Raw genomic sequence first — 22,038 nt, forward strand, 5'->3', positions numbered from 1 at the left:
AGCAACCTCAGTGCTGTTTGCCCAGACCCAGATAGCTTTCGATGACACGGGGGTTGCCGGCCAACTCGCGCGCAGGGCCATGCAGGATGATTTCGCCGGTTTCCAGCACATAACCGTAATCCGCGACCTGCAAAGCGGCGCGGGCGTTTTGTTCGACCAGCAATATCGCCACCCCCGTTTCACGCAGGCGCGCAATGATGTGGAAGATCTCGCGCACAATCCGCGGTGCCAGGCCCAAGCTGGGCTCATCCAGCATGAGCAACTGCGGTTTGGCCATCAAGGCACGGCCGACGGCCAGCATCTGGCGTTCGCCACCGGACAGTGTGCCCGCCTGCTGGCTTCGTCGCTCACGCAACCGTGGGAAGAGATCGAACACTTCCAGCAAGGTATCGCGCCAACCGGCCTCGCGGGCGCGGTAACGGCGAAAGCCGCCAAGCAGCAGATTGTCTTCCACCGACATGCTGCCAAACAGTTCACGGCGCTCGGGCACCAGCGACATGCCAGCGTACACGCGCCGTTCAACCTGCCAGCCGGATACGTCGTTGCCCGCATACTGTACCGCGCCCACGGCGTGGCCGGTCTGAGGCAACGACCCCATGATGGCATTGAGCATGGTGGATTTGCCGGCGCCATTGGCGCCGATCACCGTCACGATGCTGCCAGCGCGCACCTGCAGGGCTGCGTCATTGAGCGCCCCAACCTTGCCATAACGCGCCGACAGGCCCTGCACTTCGAGAACGGCACTCATTGCAAACCTCCAGCAGTGGCAGGCGCGCGATCCGCTTCGGGCAGATCATCGTCAATCCCGCCAAGGTACGCTTCCAGTACGGCGGGGTTCTGCTGTACGTCAGCCGGCACCCCTTCGGCCAGCTTAGTGCCGAAATCCATGACGACCAGATGATTGGTCAGGCGCATCACAAAATCCATATCGTGTTCAACCAACAGGATGCTCAGGCCCTCTGCGCGCAGGTGCTCCAGCACTTGGGCCAGTTCCTGCTTTTCCTTGTAACGCAGTCCGGCTGCCGGCTCATCAAGCAACAGCAGCACAGGGTCGCAGGCCAGCGCCCGGGCGATTTCCAGAATTCGTTGCTGCCCCAGCGCCAGATTGCCTGCCTGCTCGTACAGATAGTCACCGAGCCCGACGCGGCGCAATTGCACCGCCGCCTCGTGCAGCAGTTGTGCTTCGCGGCCGCGTTCGGTATGCAAGGCGCCGGCGAGCACGCCCACATCGAGACGCATATGCGCGCCCAAAGCAACGTTCTCGAGAACCGTCATGGTCGGCAACAACTGTACATGCTGGAACGTCCGCCCCACTCCGCGCTGAGCAATCGCGCGCGCCGATGAGCCATCGATACGCTGTCCCAGAAAGCGCACCTGTCCACGCGTGACGGGCAGCACACCGCTGATGAGGTTGAACGTCGTGCTCTTGCCTGCGCCATTGGGACCAATCAGGCCCATGATCTCGCCGGCTCTGACCTTGAAACTGATGTCGTTGACTGCAACAAGACCGCCGAACTCTTTACGGATGGCGTCGACCTCGAGCACCAGCTCACCTGCGGCAGGACGTTGCCGCTGAGGCAGCGCAGGCGCCTGCGGCGGCGGAGCCAGATTACGGCGGGTCGACGCCCCCGAGGTCAGGCGAGACCACCAGCCTGCGAAGATCGGCCACAGACCCTGGCTGGCATATTGCAGCACCAGGATCATCAGCACGCCAAAGGCGATGAGTTCGAAATTGGCCTCGGTGTCCAGCAGCTTGGGCAACCAGTTCTGCAACTGGTCCTTCAGTCCCAGGATCACGGCCGAGCCCAGCACCGCGCCCCACACATAAGAGGCTCCGCCGATCACCGCCATGAACAGGTATTCGATACCGTAATTCAGGCCAAAGGGGCTAGGGCTGACGGCACGTTGCATATGCGCATACAACCAGCCCGAGATGCAGGCCAGCAAGGCTGCCCAGACGAAGATAATGATCTTGTAGCTGCCCGTATTGACTCCCATGGACTCCGCCATGCCTGCGCCGCTTTTCAGCGCACGGATCGCGCGGCCGGCACGAGAGTCCAGCAGATTGCGAGTAGCCCACAAGGCTAACAGCACCAATGCCCATATCAGGTAATAGATATGCCGCCCGCTGGCCAATGAGAAGCCGAAAATCGACAGAGGCTCGATGCCGGCAATCCCATCATGCTTGCCCAGGAAATCCAGGTTGCCGAACAGGTAGAACAGCGACAATCCCCAAGCGATCGTGCCCAACGGCAAGTAATGCCCGGACAGTCGCAGGGTGATAAGACCGAGGAAGAACGCCACCGCCGCCGTAATCAGCAGGCCGGCCACCAGGGCCAGCCACGGCGACGTGCCGTATTGCGTGGTCAGATAGGCAGTGGTGTAAGCGCCCAGGCCGACGAACGCCGCCTGACCGAAGCTGGTCAAACCTCCGACGCCGGTCAACAGCACCAGGCCCAGCGCCACGAGGCTGGCCAGGCCAATGTAATTGAGTTGCGTGATCCAGAATTCAGGCGTGGCCGAAAGCGCTGGCAGCGCAGCCACCACCACGATGAACAGAGCGAGCAGAATACGGTTCATGGCTTATTCCTCTTCGTCCACATGACGGCTGCTGAACGAACGCCAGACCAGAACCGGAATGATCAGGGTAAAGACGATGACTTCCTTGTATGAGCTGGCCCAGAAAGAGGAGAATGACTCCAGTACGCCAACCAGCAGCGACCCTGCGGCAGCGACCGGATAGCTGGCAAGTCCGCCGATAATGGCACCGACAAAACCCTTCAAGCCAATCAGAAAGCCCGTGTCGTAGTACACGGTGGTGATGGGAGCGATGAGCATGCCGGACATGGCGCCGATCGCCACGGCAAGCGTAAAGGTCAGGCTGCCCGACATCGTGGTGCTGATGCCCATCAACCGCGCACCGCGCCGGTTGACCGCCGTGGCCCGCAAAGCGCGGCCATAGAGCGTCTTACCGAAAAACAGCCACAGCGCCACGATGAGAATTGCGCAGGTCGCCACCACGAAGAGGCTCTGCGCCGACCAAGTGGTAAAGCCCAGATCGACCTGCCCGTTGACGAATGCGGGAGTACGCCAGCCCTCGGCGCCAAAAAATACCAGGGCCAAGCCCATCAGCGCGAAGTGCACCGCCACCGATGTGATCAACAACACCAGCACACTGGCCTCGGCCAGCGGTTGATAAACGATGCGGTAGACCATGGGTCCCATGGAGATGACCAACACCAGGGTCAGCAGCATGTTCAGCCACAGAGAGTTTCCGGCAGCCGCATAAGAGGTCGCAATCCACAACAGCACCAAGGGCAAAACGACGAAGCCAGCCAAGCTTTTGGGCAGCGAAGACCACACGCGCGTACGCACGGCGCGCAGCAGTTCGAGCACAAAGGCCAGACAGCCCAGCAACACCAGCAGATAGACGGTGCCTGGCACACGACCGTCCACCAGCATGGCCAGCGTCAAGGCACCGAACGCAACGAACTCGCCTTGTGGAATGAAGATCACGCGCGTGACGGCGAACACCAGCACCAGCGCCATGCCCAGCAGAGCATAGATGGAGCCGTTGACGATACCGTCTTGCAGCAAAATGAGCGCAATTGAGGAATCCATCGAACTACGACCTTATGTACGACTTGTGGTTCTGCGTGCCCCGATCCGGACTGGGGCACCGCGAATACAACACACCGGCCCGCGAGGCCGGTGCGTGATGAAGCAGCCGCGATACTACGTCAGCAAAACAGGCGCTGCTGTGCGCAGCGCCTGCCCGGCACTCAGAGATCCGGCTGATACGTCCACTTGCCGTCTTTGACCTTGACCATTACGCGTGAACGATCGTCAAAACCGGCGTGATCGGTCGGGCTCATGTTGAACACACCCTGCGAAGCGGGCAGATTCTTGATGTTCTCGATGGCATCACGCATGGCGACACGGAACTCCGGCGTGCCGGGTTTGGCGCCGCTCTTGATCGCCTCGGGGATGGCCGCGACGATCAATTGGCCGGCATCCCACATATGGCCGCCAAAGGTGTTGACCGAACCATCATCGTGAACCTTCTCATAGGTCTTGACGTAGTCCAGCGCCGACTTCTTGACCGGATTGCTGTCGGGCAGTTGTGCAGCAACCAGCAGCGGGCCGGCCGGCAGCAGCATACCTTCGCAATCCTTGCCGCAGACACGCAGCACGTCATTGTTGGCCGAGCCGTGCGTCTGGAAAATCAGGCCGCCGTAATTGCGTGCCTTCAATTCCTTCTGCGGCAGCGCCGAAGGCGTGCCGGCACCCGCGATGAGGATCGCGTCAGGCTTGGCTGCGACCAGCTTGAGCACCTGGCCCGTGACGCTGGTGTCGGTGCGGCCGTATTTCTCGACGCCGGCGATCTTGATCCCCTTGGCCTTGGCGGCTTCTTCCATAACCGCCAGCCAACCATCACCGTAAGCATCGGCAAAACCGATAAAACCCAACGTCTTGACCTTGGACTTGACCATGGCATCGGCCAGGGCACTGGCCATCAGCGCGTCATTCTGGGGAGTCTTGAACACCCAGCGACGCTTCTCGTCGACCGGCTCGACGATCTTGGCGCTCGCGGCGACGCTGATCATGGGCACCTTGGTTTCGGCGGCCACATCGACCATGGCCAGGGAGCCGGGCGTGACCGAAGTGCCAACCAGCACATCGACCTTGTCTTCCGAGGCCAGTTTGCGCGCGTTCTTGACGGCCTGCGTGGTGTCCGTCGCATCGTCCAGCACAATCCACTCGATTTTCTGGCCGGCCACTTCCTTGGGCAACAGTGCGACGGTATTGCGCTCGGGAATACCCAGCGATGCGGCTGGGCCGGTAGAGGCAACGGTAACACCGACCTTGACCTGTGCGCTCGCGAGGAGCGGCAGACCCAGGGCGAGGGCGGCGGCAACCGCCGACAAGCCAAAGTGCTTGCGCATGATTTTTGTCTCCTGTGGTGGCCTATTGCGCCCAGGGAGCGGGCATAGGCCTGTTTAAAGTTATACAGAAAAAAATATTATAGGGCTAAAAGAGTATCAGAATGCGCGTTTGCACAGCCCGGTATCTACCCTAAGATTGCCCGACACTCATTCAGACAAATACGTTTGATAATGGCGAATTGTCTCTGGAAGACCGGCATCCGTCTTTGCGGGTAATCCCGGGGAGATCAACGGCGCAACAACGGCCAGACGCGTTCGACGCGCCAAGCAACCCAGGATGCCACCGCCGCCTTGGCCAGGTCCCCGGGCAGAAACACGGCCACGGCCATGGCAGCCTTGGGCAGGCCCATCTGCGTGACCATTGCCAGCCAGGGCACACCGACCGCATAGACAGCCACAATACCCCCCAGCAGGCAGGCCATTACGTAGCCGCCCAGGCTGCGCCAGATACAGCAGGCAGGCGGCCGCACCACGCCACGGTCCCAGCATGACGCCGGCCAGCATCACGCCCAGGGTCTGCAACGTCACTGGTACCGGTATGCCCGGCAGCGGGATCGGCGGCATCAGACTCAACACAACGATCAATGCAGCAAAGAGCGCAGCCAACACCAGATTCTTGCTTGTCATGCGGTTATCCTCGAGGGGGTCGAAGGTGCCATCCCTTGTGGGACTCAGGAACGGGCATCGATAGCCTGTGCCACTTCCTCGGCGCGCTTTAGCGTACGGACGATGAGTGGCACCAGCAGGGCCAAAGGGTGATGATTCAGGCCTCGCGCGGCCTGAGCCTCGCGGATCTCCTGGTAGTTGCGCCAGATTTCGGGCACAAACCGCAGGCACAGCGCAAACGCCAGACTGACGCGGCTCGGATCCACCCAGCGCGAAAACGGCCTGACCCCCTGTTCGATGACGTTCAATAGCGCCGCGACAGGCGTGGTCAGCGTGACCGCCATGGCCAGAGCGATCAGCGCTGCCGAGCGCGTCACAACGGCCAGCGCCGCCTGCAGATCCTGCGACCAGGCCGTAAAGACCGCCACGGCCAGCAAAATAATCAGCAGCCCACGCACCTGGCGCCACAACTTCGCCAGACCGGGGCGGCAGGCGGCCACCAGCAGCACCGAGACCAGGCACGCCAGCCCGAGGTAGCGTGCATCCTGCAGGGCAAACAGGCCCACGCCGGCGCCCATCAGCAGCATCAGCTTTACGCCAGCCGGCAGACGATGCAAGAGGGTATTGCCGGGTGTATAGAGCGGCTCCATCATGCGCAGTGCTCCCGGTACCATCGCAAGGCGGCTGCGGGATGATCATCAACAACGATGCACCCCTCATTGATGACCAGTACGCGATCGAAATCCGCGAGCAGATCCAGATCGTGGGTGATCACGCAGGCCGACGGCGCCAGCGCGGCGATGGCTTCGCTCACACGATTGCGATTGCGCAAATCCAGCTGGGTGGTCGGCTCGTCGAAGACGATCAGACCCGGCTCGCGCACCAGTACGGCAGCCAGTGCCACGAGCTGTCGCTCGCCTCCAGACAGACTGAAGCTGCTGCGCTCGGCCAGATGCGCGATGCCCGGCTGCGCCAGGACGACGGCAATGCGCTCGGCGCGTTCGGCCGCCGGCATGTCAAGCGGCTTGAGGCCGAAATCCAAGTCCTCGCGCACAATGGGGAAAACGATCTGATTGTCGGGGTTTTGGAAAACGAAACCCACCTGACGCCGGATGCGGCGTGCCTCGCGCCGAGTATCGAGACCATTGACCCGCACCTGCCCTTGCTGCGGCAGCAACAAACCATTGAGCAGCCGGGCAAAGGTGCTTTTACCAGCTCCATTTGGGCCGACGATGCCTATGCGGCGTTCGGACAGCGTCAGCCCAGGCACCTGCAAAAGCGGCCTGCCCTCCACGATCACGACCACCTGATCAAACTCGATTAACATGGAGCGGGATTATGCCCGAACCATTTCGCTCCGCGCCGCTCCAAATACCTATGGAAAAAGTCCGCAAATCAGACGCCGAATGGCGTGCCCAGCTTAGCCCCCAGGAATTCCACGTCGCCCGAGAAAAGGGGACGGAACGAGCCTTCACCGGCCGTTACTGGGATACATTCACCTACGGCATCTACCGCTGCGTGGGTTGCGGCACGGCGCTGTTCGCGTCGGACACCAAATTTGATGCCGGCTGCGGATGGCCCAGCTATTTCGAGCCCATCGACCCGTCGCGCGTGCGCGAAGAAACCGACAGCAGCCACGGGATGGTCCGCACCGAAGTCCTGTGCAATATCTGTGACTCGCATCTCGGCCACGTGTTTCCGGACGGCCCGCCCCCGACTGGGTTGCGCTACTGCATCAACTCGCTGTCACTCACATTCGAGCCGCTGGACCCTGCATGAAGAAGTTCCTGTTTGACCTGTTCCCGCTCATCCTGTTTTTTGTCGCTTACCGCTTTGCCGATATTTACGCCGCCACCGCCGTGGCCATCACGGCGGCGATCGCGCAGATCATCTGGCTCAAGCTCACGGGCAAGGCCATCGAGGGGATGCACTGGATCAATCTGTCGGTCATTGTCATCTTCGGCGGCGCGACACTCTGGCTGCATAGCGACGTCTTCATCAAATGGAAGCCGACGGTCCTGTACTGGCTGTTCGGCGGGGCGCTGCTGGCCAGCCGTTACCTGTTCGGCCGTAATCTGATCCGGCGCCTGCTCGAAAAACAGATCAGTTTGACCGAGACGCTCTGGAACAAACTGAACCTGACCTGGGCGCTGTTTTTTCTGCTCGCCGGCGGCGTCAATCTTTACGTGGCCTTCTCCGGCCATTTCAGCGAATCACAGTGGGTCAATTTCAAGGTGTTCGGACTGATGGGTCTGCTGATCGCCTTCGTCATCCTGCAATCCTTGTGGCTGGGCCGTCATATGCAAGAACCCGGCGCCGACAAAAAAGGCCACTCTGACTGATATGAATCAAGCCTCTGATCAAGACCGCATCGCTCTCATTCGCCAACGTCTGGTGCCACTGGCCCCCTCGCAACTCGAGATTTCGGATGAGTCCCATTTGTACGCCGGCCACGCTGGCGCTCAAGGGGGCGCCGGGCATTATCGCGTCCTAATTGTGTCGAAAGCCTTTACCGAACTAACCGCTGTTGCCCGTCATCGGCTGGTGTATCATCATTTGCAAGACCTGATTCCTTTCCCTATACACACGCGCTTGCACTCGATACGCGAGCTTCGTAGTAACTCACAACCAAATTCACCCATACTCTTCCCAGGAAGGACATCCATGAAACGCATCCTCATGCTGGCTGCTGCTTGCGCCATTGCCATGCCGGTCTACGCGCAGAACGTTGCCACGGTCAACGGCAAGGCGATCCCCCAGAAGAGCCTGGACGATTTCGTCAAGTTGCTCGTCTCACAGGGCGCCACGGATTCGCCGCAGTTGCGCGAGCAGGTCAAGCAGGAAATGATCAATCGCCAGGTCTTCGTGCAAGCGGCTGAAAAACAAGGTATCGGCAAACAACCTGACATCCAGACCGAAGTCGAACTCGCCCGCCAAGGCATCCTCGTTCGCGCCCTGATGGCTGACCATCTGCAAAAGAATCCGGTCACCGACGCCACCGTCAAGGCCGAGTACGAAAAGATCAAGAAGGAACAGGCCGGCAAGCAGGAATATGAAGTTCGCCACATCCTGGTCGAAGACGAGAAGACGGCCAATGATCTGCTGGCCCAGATCAAGAGTGGCAAACTGAAGTTCGAAGACGCCGCCAAGAAGAACTCGAAGGATCCGGGCAGCGCCGAGCGCGGCGGCGATCTGGGCTGGGCTCCTCCGACCAACTACGTGCCGCCTTTCGCCGAGGCCGTCAGCAAGCTGAAGAAAGGCCAACTGGTCGACAAGCCGGTGCAGACCCAGTTTGGCTGGCACATCATCCAGGTTCAGGACACCCGTCCGGTGGAATTCCCCCCACTCGAGCAAGTTCGTCCTCAACTGGAAGAAATGATGCGTCAGCAAAAGCTCAACGCCTTCCAGAAAGATCTGCGTGAAAAGGCCAAGGTGCAGTAAAGCTCGCACCCCGCCAGAAACCCGCCAGTTCATCTGGCGGTTTTTTTTTCGTGCCGCTTCAGTACCGGTAGCGGGCGGTCAACGTGACATTGCGCTCCGTACCCCGGTAGCACTCATCGTGATAGCAAATGGAAAAGTATTTGCGGTTCAGCAGATTGGAGACATATCGGCCATCCTGGCAGGGTCGAACTCGGGCCGCCTTTATATAACTTTTTGATATGTTTTCAATGTTTTATATTCTTTGTGGAAAAATAGACTGAGCTTTAGAGTGTTTCATCACCTTCCCGCCGGAGCTCAGCACGATGAATATCCTCAGCCGCACCTTGTTGTCCGTCTTCGCCGCCGCGCTGCTGCCCCTGGCGGCCGCTCAGGCCAATGATCTTGCACAGATCAAGTCCAACGGCGTCATCAAGATCGGTACGGAAGGCACCTACGCGCCCTTCTCTTTTCACGACGCCAAAAACCAGCTCACCGGCTTTGACGTGGAGATCGGTCGCGCCATCGCCGGCAAGCTGGGCGTGAAGGCCGAGTTCGTCGAAGGCAAGTGGGACGGGCTGATTGCCGGCCTGGACGTCAAACGCTATGACGCGGTGATCAATCAGGTTGGCATCACCGATGCGCGCAAGCAGAAGTTTGATTTCTCGGACCCCTATATCTCGTCCGAAGCGGTGCTCATCGTGCGCAACGACGAAAAGGACATCAAGGATTTCGCCGATCTCAAGGGCAAGCGGTCGGCCAATACGATCACCAGCAACTTCGGCAAGCTGGCCCAGAGCTACGGCGCCGAAGTCGTGCCGGTGCAAGGCTTCAATGAGGCGATCGAACTGCTGCTGAGCGGCCGGGTCGCCGCCACGGTTAATGACAAGCTGTCCTTTCTGGACTTCAAGAAGCAAAAACCCAATGCACCAGTGCGCATCGCGGCCTATGACAAGAGCAAGGAATTCAGTGAGTCAGGCGTGCTGCTGCGCAAGGGCAATCCGCAACTGCAAGCGGCCATCAACCAGGCCCTGGCCGATCTCAAGGCCGACGGGACGTATCGCCGCCTGAGCGAAAAATACTTCGGCGCCGACCTGTCGTCCGCCCGCTGATCCGGCGCGCTGCCGGTCCCGGAGATACGCATGGTGCCTGCCTGGCTCTCCTTGATGCTCGACGCGTTCTGGCCGCTGCTCATCGCCGGCCTGCAGTTCACCGTGCCGCTGACGCTGATCTCGTTTGCGGCCGGCCTGCTGCTGGCTTTCGCGGTAGCCATGCTGCGCCTGTTCGGCCCACGTCCCATCGTGCTGCTGATGCGTTTCTACGTGTGGTTGATCCGTGGCACGCCGCTGCTGGTGCAGCTGTTCATCCTGTTTTACGGTCTGCCCAGCATCGGAATCGTGCTGGATCCGCTGCCCGCCGCCCTGATCGGCTTCACGCTGAATGTGGGCGCCTATAACTCCGAAGTAATACGCGGCGCCATCGAGGCCGTGCCCAAGGGGCAGTGGGAGGCCGCCTATTCGCTGAGCATGACGCGAGCCCAGGTCCTGAGCCGCACGGTATTGCCCCAGGCGGCTCGCGTGGCGGTGCCGCCGCTGTCCAATGCCTTCATCGCGCTGGTCAAAGACACCTCACTGGCGGCGGTGTTGACCGTCCCGGAGATCTTCCAGGCAGCCCAACGCATCGCGGCCGTGACCTATGAACCCATGATTCTCTATACGGAAGCCGCCCTGATTTATCTGCTCTTCAGCTCCGTGCTGTCAGCCTTGCAGACGCGGCTGGAGAAGCACTTTGGCCAGCATGCCGTGTTCGCGGAGCAGCAGCGATGATAGGCCTCTACGATATCGACAAGCATTTCGGGGACAACCCCGTCTTGCGGCAAGTCAGCCTGCAGGTGGCCGCGGGCAGTGTCACCGCTCTGATCGGGCCCTCGGGCAGCGGCAAGAGTACCTTGCTGCGTTGCGTGAATCTGCTGGAAATTTCCGAGCGCGGCCGCCTGCAGGTCGGCACGGAAACGCTGGATTTCCAGGGGCGCCCCCCGATCCGGGACGCCGTGCTGCGCGTGCGCCGCCAGACCGGCATGGTGTTCCAGAACTTCCAGCTCTTTGCCCACCAGACGGTCATCGGCAATGTCATGGAAAGCCTGGTCACGGTGCTCAAATGGCCCCGCGAACAGGCCCGGGAACACGCCATGGCGCTACTGAAAAAAGTCGGTATGGCGCACAAGGCCCAGGCCTGGCCGGCCACGCTCTCTGGCGGGCAGCAGCAACGGGTCGCCATTGCCCGGGCACTGGCGCCCTCACCGCGCGTATTGCTGTGCGATGAGCCGACCTCGGCGCTCGATCCTGCATTGGCCGCCGAAGTCGTCGATGTACTCAAGCGCCTGGCCGACGAAGGCATGACCATGATCATGGCGACCCACGACCTGCGCCTGGCCGCCAACATCGCGGATCAAGTGATCTTTCTGCAGGCCGGACAGGTGGTCGAATCGGGGCCGCCACGAGCCGTATTCACTCAGGCCCGCGATGCCCGCACCCGCGAGTTCGTCATCACGCTGACCGAAGGCCTGCCCCCCGAGTGGGGGCAGCCGCAATAACCGGCTATTGCCCGAGCAGAGCCTTCAGGCCATCCTCGCCAAGAATGGTCAGGCCGAGTTCCTGCGCCTTGACGAGCTTGCTGCCGGCGTCTTCACCCGCCACGACATAAGCGGTCTTCTTGGACACCGAACCGCTGACCTTGCCGCCTGCGGCCAGGATATGGCGCGCGGCCTCGTCGCGGCTCCAGGTCGGCATGGTCCCCGTCAGCACAAAGGTCTTGCCCGTCAGGCTGCCGCCTTGCGCCTGCGCCTCCGCCTGAGGCTGCACCCCCCGTTGCTCCAGCTGGTGCACCACTTCGCGATTGTGAGGTTCGCGAAAGAAACGATGGATGGAGCCCGCGACCACAGGCCCGACATCCGGCACTGCCAGCAAGGCTTCCTCGTCGGCATCCATGATGCGGGAGATGTTGCCAAAGTGCCGCGCCACATCCCGAGCCGTCGTTTCACCGACATGGCGGATGCCCAGCGCAAAGAGCAGCCGGCCTAGCGAAGGACGCCGCGCCTGGTCTATCGCGGCCACGAGATTCTCGGCGGATTTCTTGCCCATGCGGTCCAAGGCCGCCAGTTCGAAGGCATCCAGCGTGAACACGTCAGCCAGGGTCTTGAGCCGGCCGTTATCCACCAGTTGCTCGACCAGCTTGTCGCCCAGCCCTTCGATATCCAGCGCCTTGCGGCCCGCGGCATGCACCAGCGTCTGTTTGCGCTGCGCCGGGCAGAACAGCCCGCCCGTGCAGCGCGCGATGGTCTCGTCTTCGAGACGTTCGACGGCCGACCCGCAGATCGGGCAATGCGTGGGCATGACAAACAGCGGCAACTCTGCGCTGCGCTTTTCCAGCACCGGCCCGACGACCTCGGGAATCACATCGCCTGCGCGGCGCACCACGACCACATCGCCCACGCGCACATCCTTGCGGCGGATCTCGTCTTCATTGTGCAGGGTCGCGTTGGTGACCGTGACGCCACCCACGAAGACCGGTTTAAGCCTGGCCACCGGGGTGATGGCGCCGGTGCGGCCCACCTGCACTTCGATGCCGAGCAGGTCGGTCGACGCCTCCTCGGCGGGAAACTTGTGCGCCAGCGCCCAGCGCGGCGCGCGGGCCACGAATCCGAGCACGCGTTGCGCGGGCAGCGCATCAACTTTATAGACCACGCCATCGATGTCGTAAGGCAACCCTGCCCGCTCGGAACCAATGCGGCGGTAAAACGCCAGCAGGCCGTCGGCGCCCTGGGCCTTATGGTTGAAACGCACGTTGACTGGCAGGCCAAGATCGGCCAGCCACTCCAACATGCCGCCGTGGGTGTCACGCGGCAACGTCGACGCCACCCCCGTCCCGGGCGCGGTTTCATCGAAAGCATCGCTCACCCCGGTGGGCAAGCCCTGCACCTCGCCCCAGCTATAGGCAAAAAACCGCAGCGGTCGTTGCGCGGTCACGCGCGGATCGAGCTGGCGCAGACTACCAGCGGCGGCGTTGCGCGGATTGACGAAGACCTTCTCGCCGCGCGCAGCCTGCTTCTGATTCAGTTTCTCGAATTCCGCCCGATTCATCAGCACCTCGCCGCGCACTTCCAGCACGGCGGGCACCTGACCCTTGAGCTTGAGCGGGATGGCGTTGATCGTACGGATATTGGCAGTGACGTCCTCGCCGGTCTGGCCATCGCCGCGCGTGGCGGCCTGAACCAGCTCACCGTTCTCGTAGCGCAGGCTGATGGCCAGGCCGTCGAGCTTGAGCTCACAGAAATACCCGGCTGGCTCGGCCTGCCCCAGCAAGCCGGCGCCGCGCAAGGTGTCGCACACCCGCTTGTCGAAGGCGTGTACGTCTTCATCCTCGAAGCCATTGCCCAGCGACAGCATGGGCATGGCGTGCTGCACGCTGCCGAATTCGGCCAGCGGCGCGGCCCCCACGCGTTGCGTGGGAGAGTCCGGCGTAATCAGCTCGGGATGCGCGGTTTCCAGCGCCGTCAGCTCGCGCATCAGCGCGTCATACTCGGCATCGGAAATCGCGGGTTCGTCGTAGACGTAATAACGGACATTATGCTGCGCGATCTCCGCCCGCAAACGGGCGGCACGCTCAGCGGCATTCGCAACCATCAGGCAAACACTCGTTGGGCGCGCTCGCTGCCGGCCGGCAGGCCGGCCTGCTCGAGCTGTTCAAACAAGGCCCGCAGGCGCTCATCGATGACGGCATCGGCGCCGTCGGCCAACACGCGGCCCTGGTCATCGACCAGCTCGGCGCGCAGACGGCCGGCCAGATCACGCCCCACCTCGACCATGCGGCCGAAGGCGTGCGGATCAGACGGGCTGCAAGGCACATCCAGCAACAGATAGAGCCGCTCGATGCCGCCCATACCCGCATCGAAGGCTGCACCGTCGCCGCGCGCCAGCGTAAATCGCACCGCGCCCGCGTCATTGAGCCACGCCAGGCGCGCGCCGTCAGGCGCAAAGCCCAGGCCGCGCGCGACTGCCAGCACTTCAGCCGCAGGCTGGGCAGCACCCAGCATCAGCGTCAGGCCAACCTGTGTATCCAGAGCGGCGCAGACATCATCCAGCCGTGCTGCCTGCTCGAGCACCGCCTGCTGGTCGGGGCCCTCGATGCTGCCTTCGAAACGGTCAGCCAGATCCTGGGCGCGCGCCCAGGCGTGCGACCACTCGATGGCCGTCAGAGGACCGCTGCGGTTGGCCAGCAATACCGCCAGTTGCAGCGTGCTGTAAGACTCCTCGGGTGCGATCCGGCTGCGATGCCGCCCACGGTCCGTGCTGGCGAAGACACGCAACTGCTTCTTGCCAACCTGACGCAAGGATTGCATATACGGCAGCAGATCGGTTCCGCGAGCCGGCTCGGCGAAATGGATCTCGATGACGACTTCCACGGCGGGATCGGGCTCCTCGCCATCGTCGCCCTCAGCCGTCACGGGTGCTGCTGCCGCGATCGCGCCGGCCGGTGCAGCGTCGACCGGCGCGGCCTGGCCGATGCCGGGTTCGCGGCGCTGCCGGGCAGGCTCTGAGGCAGGCGCCACCGAGCGCGCGGGTTCCTCCCCTCCGAGCAGAGGATCTTGCTCACTGGCGGGAAAATGCTCCTGCATGCGTCGGCGCACACGACGATCCTGCCACCAGTTGAATCCCAATACCAGCAGTATCAGCAGTACGCCGAGGACGATCAGCCCAATCTGCAAATCACTCATTTAAAAATCCCGCGCCGGCTAAGGCGCCCTTCGATATAGGTGAGGTGGTTAAGCGGCTTCGGCGGCCATCTGCACGGCCGAATCGATATCTACGGCAACGATACGCGAAACCCCTTGTTCCTGCATGGTAACGCCGACCAATTGCTTGGCCATCTGCATGGCTATCTTATTGTGAGAGATGAATAGGAACTGAGTCTGCTCACTCATATTGCTCACGAGGTTGGCATATCGCTCAGTGTTGGCATCATCCAAGGGCGCGTCCACCTCATCGAGCAGGCAGAACGGCGCCGGGTTGAGCTTGAACAAAGCGAACACCAGTGCTGTTGCGGTCAGGGCTTTCTCGCCGCCGGACAACAGATGAATGGTGCTGTTGCGCTTGCCAGGCGGTTGCGCCATGACCTGCACCCCGGCATCAAGAATTTCATCGCCCGTCATGGTGAGCTTGGCCTCGCCGCCGCCAAAGAGCTTGGGAAAGAGCTCGCCGAAATGGCCGTTGACCGTATTGAAGGTTTCCTGCAACAGCTCACGGGTTTCACGGTCTATCTTGCGAATGGCGTCCTCGAGGGTCTCGATGGCCGTCAACAGATCCTGCTGCTGAGAATCCAGGAAGGTCTTGCGCTCTCGCGACGTGCTCAACTCATCCAAGGCCGCCAGATTGACGGATCCCAGAGCTTCGATCTGGCGTGAAATCTTGCCAACTTCCGACTGCAGCCAACTGGCGCGCCGCCACTCTTCCGGCATGGAAGCGAGTTCCTGTGCCAGGGTCTGGCGGTCCACTTCGCGTGCATTGAGCTGCTCGGTGAACTGTTCTTCGGCCAGTCTGGCGGCCTGCTCCTGCAGTTGCAACTCGGTAATCCGGGCCCGCAAAGGCTCCAGCAACCGCTCCTGCTGCAAGCGATCCTCGTCGGCGCCGCGCAATAGGGCCGACAGATTGTCCAACTCCTGGCGCGCCAGCGACAGGGCCTCTTCACGCTCGACGCGCTGCTCGAGCGCGTCCTGCAGACCTGCCTGGGTCGCCGACGCATCCAACTCGGAGAGTTCGACCTCCAACTGTGCAAGCTCACTACCGGCGCGCTGGCTCTGATCCAGGGCCAATTGCCGGTTACGCTGCAGATCCGTAATACGAACCTGGATACCGCGCTCGGCAAACTCGGCTTCCTGAGCCCCCCGCTCGAGCTCGCGCAGTCGGGCCCGGGCGGCTTCGGCTGACGCCGCGATGCTTTCTCCATCGATTTCGGCATCGGAAAAGCGTCCCTGATGTTCGGCCAACTCCGTGTCGAGCGTCTCGAAGCGCGCCTCGGCCTCCTCGCGCGTGGCACGCAGGTCTTCTTCCTGGGCAGCCAGCTCCTGGAGATCTTCACGAAGCCGCCGGGCGCGCTCGCCGGATTGCTCGGCCTGCTGTTGCAGACGTGAGTGCTCAAGCTGTACGTCATGCAGGCGGCGCGTCAATTCGCCGACCCGCTGGCGAGCAGGCCCCAAGGCCTGGGACACCTGCTGCCAGGCCAGTTCCGCGCGCGCTACGGCGCTGCGCGACTGGTCGGCGATCAACTGCTGCGCTTTGATCTCGCGCTGCAGATTTTCGATTTCCTGTTGGCGGGCCAGCATACCAGCCTGCTCGGAGTCCGGAGCATAAAAGCGCACGCCGTGGGCATCGACCAGGTGGCCGGCTTTGACCACAAAGGCCGCGCCGGCTGGCAGTGTCGCCCGAGCGCCCAGGGCCTGAGCGAAATCCGGGGCGACATACACGCCACGCAGCCATTCCGTGAGCAACGCGCGCAGATCCGGGTCGGTGATGCGCAGCAGACTGGCCAGAGGCGTGAGCCCTGCGGCGGCAACCGGAGCCGCAGACGCTGCCGGCGTCTGATAGAACGCCAACCGGGCAGGCGGGGCATCGTCGGCGAAAGCCCGAGTCCAGTCCAGGTTGCGCACCTCGAGAGCGGCCATGCGCTCACGCAAGGCCGCTTCCAGCGCAGCCTCCCATCCGGTTTCCACATGAAGTTTCTGCCACAGGCGGCCAAGACTGGCGAGCTCATGCTTGGCCAGCCAGGGCTCCAACGCCCCCTGCTTTTGCACGTCTTCTTGCAACTTCACCAGAGCAGCCAGGCGGGCATCCAGACGCGCCAGGGCTTGGGCTTGCTGCTGAGCGGCGCTTTGGGCCTGGCTGCGCGCAGTGTCTGCCTCGGGTACGCGGCCTTCGAGGGCCGTGAGCTCAGCCTGAGCGGCCTGCAATTGTTCCTCACCGGCATAACGATCACCAGCGAGCTGCTCCAAGCGCGCCACGTCGGGGGTATGCAGTTCGCGCAGTTCCTGCTGCAGACGCTCGCGACGCTGCTCCAGCGCCTGGATCTGGCGATCGGCGTCGCGCTGCGTCTGGGCCGCCAGAGCAAGGTTCTGCTCGACCCGCGCCAGCGCAACGCGCATTTCATCGCGCCCGGCCGCAGCCTCGCGCACACGCGCCTCAATCGCCGGCAACCCGTCCTGGGCGTCCTCGGCCGCCGCGCGCGCCTCCTCGGTGCGTGCCGCAGCCGTGGTCAGGTCGTCCTCGGCCGCCGCGATCTGCTCGGTGCAGTGCTCCTGCTGGCTGTTCCATTCTTCGATCTGGGCTTGCAACTGATCGCGCCGGGCCTGAAGACGATTCCGAGAGTCCACGACATGGCGGATCTCGGCCTCGAGGTGGCTGACCTGGGCATTAGCCTCATAGAGCAGGCCCTGGGCCTGGTGCACGGCATCGCTGGCGGCGTAGTGGGCCTGGCGGCGCGACTCCAGCGCAGCTTCACCGGCTCGCAGCTGGGCGATGGCAGCCTCCAGGTGGTTCTGCGCCTGCGCCATTTCCTGGCCTTTGCGGTCGCGCTCTTCGCGCGCTCCGCTCTCTTTCAAGAACCAGAGCGCAAATTGTTTTTTCTCACCATCGGCCTGCAGGTCGCGATACTGACGCGCAACCTCGGCCTGCGCCTCGAGCTTCTCTAACTGGCTGCCCAGCTCGCGCAGAATGTCTTCGAGCCGGGTCAGGTTTTCGCGCGTGTCCGAGAGGCGGTTTTCCGTTTCGCGCCGACGCTCTTTGTAGCGCGACACGCCGGCCGCCTCTTCGAGGAACACCCGCAGTTCTTCAGGGCGCGCCTCGATCAGGCGATTGATCATGCCTTGACCGATGATGGCGTACCCGCGCGCGCCCAGGCCCGTGCCCAGGAAGATGTCATGGATGTCGCGGCGGCGGACCTGCTGATTATTGACGTAGTAGCTACTGGTGCCATCGCGAGTCAGCACGCGCCGCACGGCGATCTCTGAATAGGTGCTCCATTGGCCGGCAGCCCGGCCCTCGCTATTGTCGAACACCATTTCAACCGAGGCGCGCGCGGCCGGTTTACGGTTGCCGGAGCCGTTGAAAATGACGTCCTGCATGGATTCGCCACGCAGCTCGGAGGCTTTGGCCTCGCCCAGCACCCAACGCACCGCGTCGATGATATTGGACTTGCCGCAGCCGTTCGGACCCACCACGCCAACCAGTTGGCTGGGCACGGGGATCACCGTGGGATCGACAAAAGATTTGAAACCGGCGAGTTTGAGTTGGGTAAGGCGCACTGGAGATGACGGACCGGGTAGGTTGAACGAGGGCGTTGAACGGACCTGCCGCACAGATTGGCAAACCGGCCTCGAAGGCCGGTCTGGTAACGGTCGTATGATACCCCAGTAACCATCCCGCCAAAGATCGCCGTTGGCCGCTGCCGCGGGGAAACGCCAACGCACGTTACGCGGGCTCGGACGCTATACTCGCTCACACTCTCAATCTGACACTGAATTCCAACAATTCGGCCGCCTATGGCCGGCAGCAGCGGGGACATTCTTGAAACGCGGGTTTTATCTGGTCATGGCCGCCCAGGCCTTCTCTTCAATGGCGGACAATGCATTGTTCATTGCCGCCATCGCCCTGATATTGGAGCTTCACGGCCCCGACTGGATGGCACCCCTGATGAAATGGTCGTTCGCCCTGGCCTATGTGGTGCTGGCGGCTTTCGTCGGCGCATTCGCAGATTCCTTCCCCAAGGGGCGGGTCATGTTCGTGACCAACGCGCTCAAGGTCGCTGGCTGCTTGCTGATGTTTTCCTACGCCAGCCTAGGCGTGCCCGCCGCCTACCAGACCTATCTGGTTTGCGCGGCGTATGGCCTGGTAGGTATTGGCGCGGCGGCCTATTCGCCGGCCAAGTACGGCATCGTCACGGAAATGCTGCCGCCGGCCATGCTCGTCAAGGGCAACAGCTGGATAGAAGGCCTGACCGTGCTGTCGATCATCATCGGCACGGTTTTGGGCGGCACTCTGATATCGCCCGCCGTCTCCGGGCTGCTGCTGCATCATCCCGGCCTGGGGAAACTGGTGCGCACTCCGGCCGAGGCTGCCATTCTGGTGATTGCCGTGGTCTATCTGCTGGCTGCGCTGTGCAACCTGCTGATCCCCAACACGCATGTGCGCTACCCGACGCAACAGAAAAACCCCATCAAGCTCATGTGCACGTTCGCTGGCTATGTACGGGTTTTGTGGCATGACAAGCTGGGCCAGATTTCCCTGGCCGTGACCACGCTTTTCTGGGGCGCGGGCGCCACTCTGCAACTCATTGTCATCGAATGGGGACGTAGCCACCTTGGCTATCGCCTGGACCAGGCTTCCATCTTGATGGGCGTGGCAGCGCTTGGCACGGTCATGGGCTCGGTTGCCGCGGGCCGCATCCCCTTGCGCCGGGCGCTATGCGTCCTGCCGGTGGGCGCGGCCATGGGCCTGGTCGTTCTGCTCATGCCCCTGGTGTACTCGCCCTGGAGCGTTTACCTGCTGTTGCTGGTCACCGGGGCACTAGCAGGCTTTTTCGTCGTGCCCATGAACGCCCTGCTGCAGCATCGCGGCCATGTGCTGCTTTCCGCGGGTCACTCCATCGCGGTGCAGAACTTCAATGAGCAGCTCAATATCCTGCTCATGGTCGCCGTCTACACCCTGATGTTGTGGCTGAACATGTCGATCAATACGGTCATCGTGATCTTCGGGCTGATCGTGACCATCTTGATGCTGGTCTTCATGCGCTGGAGCAAACGCAATCTGACACGCCATCCCGAGCTGTATGAGCAGATTGGCCAGGAAGGCCACGGCAAAGCCCTGGATTCCCTGCACTGAGGCCGCAGGCCGGTCAGTCGTCGCGCAGCGCCAGTTGCAGATCCTGCCAGGCCCGGGCCTTCTCGGACGGGCTGCGCAGCAAATATGCCGGGTGATAGCTCACCACCACGGGGATGTCCCGGCCCTGTTCGGTTTTCAGCGTATGCCGGCGGCCCCGCAGATTACCGATGGTCGCGTCCGTGCCCAGCAGGGTCTGGGCGGCAAATCGCCCCAGCACCAGAATGCGGTCCGGCTCGATCAGGTCGATCTGACGCATTAGGTAAGGACTGCAAGCTGCAATTTCTTCCGGTTTTGGATTTCGGTTGCCCGGCGGGCGGCACTTGATCACATTGGCGATGAATACATCGCGCTCGCGGCTCATACCCACCGACGCCAGCATCGCGTCGAGCAACTGCCCCGAACGCCCCACGAAAGGCAGGCCACGCCTGTCCTCCTGCTCTCCTGGCGCCTCGCCCACCACAAGCCAGCGGGCCGGCCTTGCGCCCTCGCCAAAGACCGCATGTTTGCGCCCCTGGCATAGTCCGCAAGCGGTGCAGGCGAACACTTCCCGCTCCAGTTGCTGCAAATCCTGACTGGCCACGCGCCGCGCAACGTCGATACCGGCGTTGCCAGCCGCGGATACGTCGGCGGCCTCCTCGGCCTGCGGCCGGGAGGTCACGACCGGTCGCAGCGGCTGCGCCTCGGGACGGGCTAAGGGCGCGGGCCTGGCCACGGGTGCGGGGGGGTCCACCACGACGCGCTCGATAGCCGGTTCGATCCCGGCCGATGCCGGGGCTGCCTCATGCTCGGGCGTGCGCAACCAGGTTTTTTCGATCCCGATTTCGCGCAGCCACAATCGCTGCAGAGGGTTGACTCGGACCGCTGCCATCATGCTGCGGCCTCGGCCGAGAGCGCTTTGTGCATCACCCAGGCGTCCTCACGCTTGCCATGGCCGGCCGGATAATAGTCTTTGCGCAACCCCACCCGCAGAAAGCCCTGCTGCGCATAGAAATCAAGTGCCTTCTGATTGGACGGTCGGACCTCCAGCAGCAGGGCCGGCACGGCATGCAAACGGGCGCGTGCCGCGCTCCAGGCGATAAGGCGGCGTCCCAAGCCACGGCGCTGGCTGTCGCGATCGACCGCGATGACCAGAATGTGCGAGACATCCGGGGCGTGCATGAGCACGCAAAATCCGGCGATCTGTCCGCCGCTACGCAGCACGCAACAGTCATAACCGGCTGCCAGTGCATCAGCGAAATTGCCTTGCGTCCAGGGGAAGGCCTGCACGCGTGCCTCCAGAGCGGCGACAGCGGGCAAATCGGCCTGCGTCATAGGCTCGATCGGCGTGTCATCGTCCACGGGCTCCGGCGGCCTGGACGTGACCAGCGCACGCTCGGCCCGGGGATTGCCTCCCAAGCCCTGCTGCCGTTCGACCGTGGTGAACGCGACCTTGTCACGCACATAGAGGGGCGCGGCCAGTTCGGGTGCCACGGCCAAGCCACGCTCCCAGTCGCGTACGGCCAGACGTGCCACCTCGTAGGCCTGCGGGCGCGCCGCCGGGCTGCGGGGCCAATCCGCCGGAACCGGCATGGCTTCGGGATACACTGTCCAGGCATCTCCGGCCAGCAAAGGCGGACCCTCGAGACGCCAGACCCCCATCTGGTGCCGAACCCAAGGCAACAATTCAGCGGCGGCAATCAGCAGAGGTGCCTGCAACGCCTCCCAGGCGGGACCTTCCGGGCTGGGCACTCGGCGGTAAACCGCCGCGTAGACTTCCTCCATTCGGGCGTCGAGCGCCACAACCACCGCCTGGCCGTAGAGCGCTCCGGCAGCTTCGGCAACCGCCATATGAGAGACCACGGGCAGAACCGGAATATCCAGGCCCATCGCCACGCCTTGAGCTACACCGCAGGCCACCCGCAACCCGGTGAATCCTCCAGGCCCCTGGCCGAAAGCCACTCCGTGCAAGGCGTCCGGGCTCAAGCCCGCCTGAGCGAGCAAACGGCCCGCCATGGGCAGCAGGCGCTCGGCGTGCTCCTGGGCACCTTCGTGCTCCAGCACGGTCAGGCACTCTTGGCCGTCGCGCCGCAGCAGCAGGGCTACGCCGCAGCGCGCGGAAGATGTTTCAACGGCAAGCAGGTTCAGATCCATAGGCCCTAATT

18 protein-coding genes and 2 pseudogenes are annotated in these 22,038 nt (G+C 62.8%); 8 read left to right on the plus strand and 12 right to left on the minus strand.

The window, feature by feature from the left end; translation table 11 throughout:
* Window positions 1-7: 7 nt before the first annotated feature.
* The 7 genes and pseudogenes from LK440_RS12670 to LK440_RS12700 form a co-directional block, all read right to left on the minus strand.
* A complete protein-coding gene (locus LK440_RS12670; protein ID WP_005012100.1) occupies window positions 8-748 on the minus strand; it encodes an ABC transporter ATP-binding protein in 741 nt (246 codons plus the stop codon).
* Complete coding sequence (locus LK440_RS12675; protein ID WP_005012097.1) at window positions 745-2,580, minus strand: branched-chain amino acid ABC transporter ATP-binding protein/permease; 1,836 nt, start codon at window positions 2,578-2,580, stop codon at window positions 745-747. Before LK440_RS12675 ends, LK440_RS12670 begins: the two co-directional genes overlap by 4 nt.
* A 3-nt stretch (window positions 2,581-2,583) precedes the next feature.
* Window positions 2,584-3,621 carry a branched-chain amino acid ABC transporter permease gene (locus LK440_RS12680; protein WP_005012095.1) on the minus strand — a complete coding sequence of 346 codons (1,038 nt, stop codon included), beginning with the start codon at window positions 3,619-3,621 and terminating at the stop codon, window positions 2,584-2,586.
* 161 nt (window positions 3,622-3,782) lie between these two features.
* Complete coding sequence (locus LK440_RS12685; protein ID WP_005012094.1) at window positions 3,783-4,946, minus strand: ABC transporter substrate-binding protein; 1,164 nt, start codon at window positions 4,944-4,946, stop codon at window positions 3,783-3,785.
* A 227-nt stretch (window positions 4,947-5,173) separates the two neighbouring features.
* Window positions 5,174-5,573, minus strand: a pseudogene (locus LK440_RS12690) (biotin transporter BioY).
* Window positions 5,574-5,617: 44 nt separating this feature from the next.
* Window positions 5,618-6,205, minus strand: coding sequence for an energy-coupling factor transporter transmembrane component T family protein (locus LK440_RS12695; RefSeq protein ID WP_005012091.1), 588 nt, complete (start codon window positions 6,203-6,205; stop codon window positions 5,618-5,620).
* A complete protein-coding gene (locus LK440_RS12700) occupies window positions 6,202-6,879 on the minus strand; it encodes an energy-coupling factor ABC transporter ATP-binding protein (protein ID WP_005012090.1) in 678 nt (225 codons plus the stop codon). The genes LK440_RS12695 and LK440_RS12700 overlap by 4 nt, the downstream gene beginning before the upstream one ends.
* A 50-nt stretch (window positions 6,880-6,929) precedes the next feature.
* Here LK440_RS12700 and msrB point away from each other — a divergent pair, with 50 nt between their 5' ends.
* The 7 genes and pseudogenes from msrB to LK440_RS12735 all read left to right on the plus strand — a co-directional run bounded on the left by msrB (window position 6,930) and on the right by LK440_RS12735 (window position 11,562).
* The gene (gene msrB, locus LK440_RS12705; protein ID WP_005012088.1) at window positions 6,930-7,331 is read left to right on the plus strand and encodes a peptide-methionine (R)-S-oxide reductase MsrB; all 402 of its coding nucleotides are present in this window, start codon (window positions 6,930-6,932) and stop codon (window positions 7,329-7,331) included.
* Window positions 7,328-7,894 (plus strand): septation protein A, encoded by a 567-nt coding sequence (locus tag LK440_RS12710; protein WP_005012086.1) that lies wholly within the window; start codon window positions 7,328-7,330, stop codon window positions 7,892-7,894. Before msrB ends, LK440_RS12710 begins: the two co-directional genes overlap by 4 nt.
* Before the next feature lies 1 nt (window position 7,895).
* A pseudogene (locus LK440_RS18110) lies at window positions 7,896-8,078 on the plus strand (BolA/IbaG family iron-sulfur metabolism protein); the annotation flags it as partial.
* A 138-nt stretch (window positions 8,079-8,216) separates the two neighbouring features.
* Entirely contained in the window at window positions 8,217-8,993 is a 777-nt protein-coding gene (locus LK440_RS12720; protein WP_005012084.1) for a peptidylprolyl isomerase, read from the plus strand.
* A gap of 302 nt (window positions 8,994-9,295) precedes the next feature.
* A complete protein-coding gene (locus LK440_RS12725; RefSeq protein WP_005012081.1) occupies window positions 9,296-10,081 on the plus strand; it encodes an amino acid ABC transporter substrate-binding protein in 786 nt (261 codons plus the stop codon).
* A 33-nt stretch (window positions 10,082-10,114) separates the two neighbouring features.
* The gene (locus tag LK440_RS12730; RefSeq protein ID WP_005012079.1) at window positions 10,115-10,795 is read left to right on the plus strand and encodes an amino acid ABC transporter permease; all 681 of its coding nucleotides are present in this window, start codon (window positions 10,115-10,117) and stop codon (window positions 10,793-10,795) included.
* Window positions 10,792-11,562 carry an amino acid ABC transporter ATP-binding protein gene (locus LK440_RS12735; protein WP_005012076.1) on the plus strand — a complete coding sequence of 257 codons (771 nt, stop codon included), beginning with the start codon at window positions 10,792-10,794 and terminating at the stop codon, window positions 11,560-11,562. Before LK440_RS12730 ends, LK440_RS12735 begins: the two co-directional genes overlap by 4 nt.
* Window positions 11,563-11,566: 4 nt before the next feature.
* On the opposite strand, the gene ligA is transcribed toward LK440_RS12735, so the two are convergent.
* Genes ligA through smc form a run of 3 tightly spaced genes read right to left on the minus strand, consistent with a single transcriptional unit; the run spans window position 11,567 to window position 18,321 of the window.
* Entirely contained in the window at window positions 11,567-13,651 is a 2,085-nt protein-coding gene (gene ligA / locus LK440_RS12740) for an NAD-dependent DNA ligase LigA (RefSeq protein ID WP_005012075.1), read from the minus strand.
* Complete coding sequence (locus tag LK440_RS12745; RefSeq protein ID WP_005012074.1) at window positions 13,651-14,742, minus strand: cell division protein ZipA C-terminal FtsZ-binding domain-containing protein; 1,092 nt, start codon at window positions 14,740-14,742, stop codon at window positions 13,651-13,653. Before LK440_RS12745 ends, ligA begins: the two co-directional genes overlap by 1 nt.
* Window positions 14,743-14,790: 48 nt before the next feature.
* Window positions 14,791-18,321: a chromosome segregation protein SMC gene (gene smc / locus LK440_RS12750; RefSeq protein ID WP_005012073.1), complete on the minus strand. Its 3,531-nt coding sequence runs from the start codon at window positions 18,319-18,321 to the stop codon at window positions 14,791-14,793.
* A gap of 262 nt (window positions 18,322-18,583) precedes the next feature.
* Between smc and lplT the strand changes: the two genes are divergently transcribed.
* Window positions 18,584-19,897, plus strand: coding sequence for a lysophospholipid transporter LplT (gene lplT / locus LK440_RS12755; RefSeq protein ID WP_005012072.1), 1,314 nt, complete (start codon window positions 18,584-18,586; stop codon window positions 19,895-19,897).
* A gap of 13 nt (window positions 19,898-19,910) precedes the next feature.
* Here lplT and LK440_RS12760 read toward each other — a convergent pair whose 3' ends face one another.
* Window positions 19,911-20,765 carry a uracil-DNA glycosylase gene (locus tag LK440_RS12760; RefSeq protein WP_005018858.1) on the minus strand — a complete coding sequence of 285 codons (855 nt, stop codon included), beginning with the start codon at window positions 20,763-20,765 and terminating at the stop codon, window positions 19,911-19,913.
* Entirely contained in the window at window positions 20,765-22,027 is a 1,263-nt protein-coding gene (locus LK440_RS12765) for a bifunctional tRNA (adenosine(37)-N6)-threonylcarbamoyltransferase complex dimerization subunit type 1 TsaB/ribosomal protein alanine acetyltransferase RimI (protein WP_005012069.1), read from the minus strand. Before LK440_RS12765 ends, LK440_RS12760 begins: the two co-directional genes overlap by 1 nt.
* Window positions 22,028-22,038 lie beyond the last annotated feature (11 nt).

This window comes from Bordetella holmesii (genome assembly GCF_020735985.1).
Lineage (GTDB): Bacteria > Pseudomonadota > Gammaproteobacteria > Burkholderiales > Burkholderiaceae_B > Bordetella > Bordetella holmesii.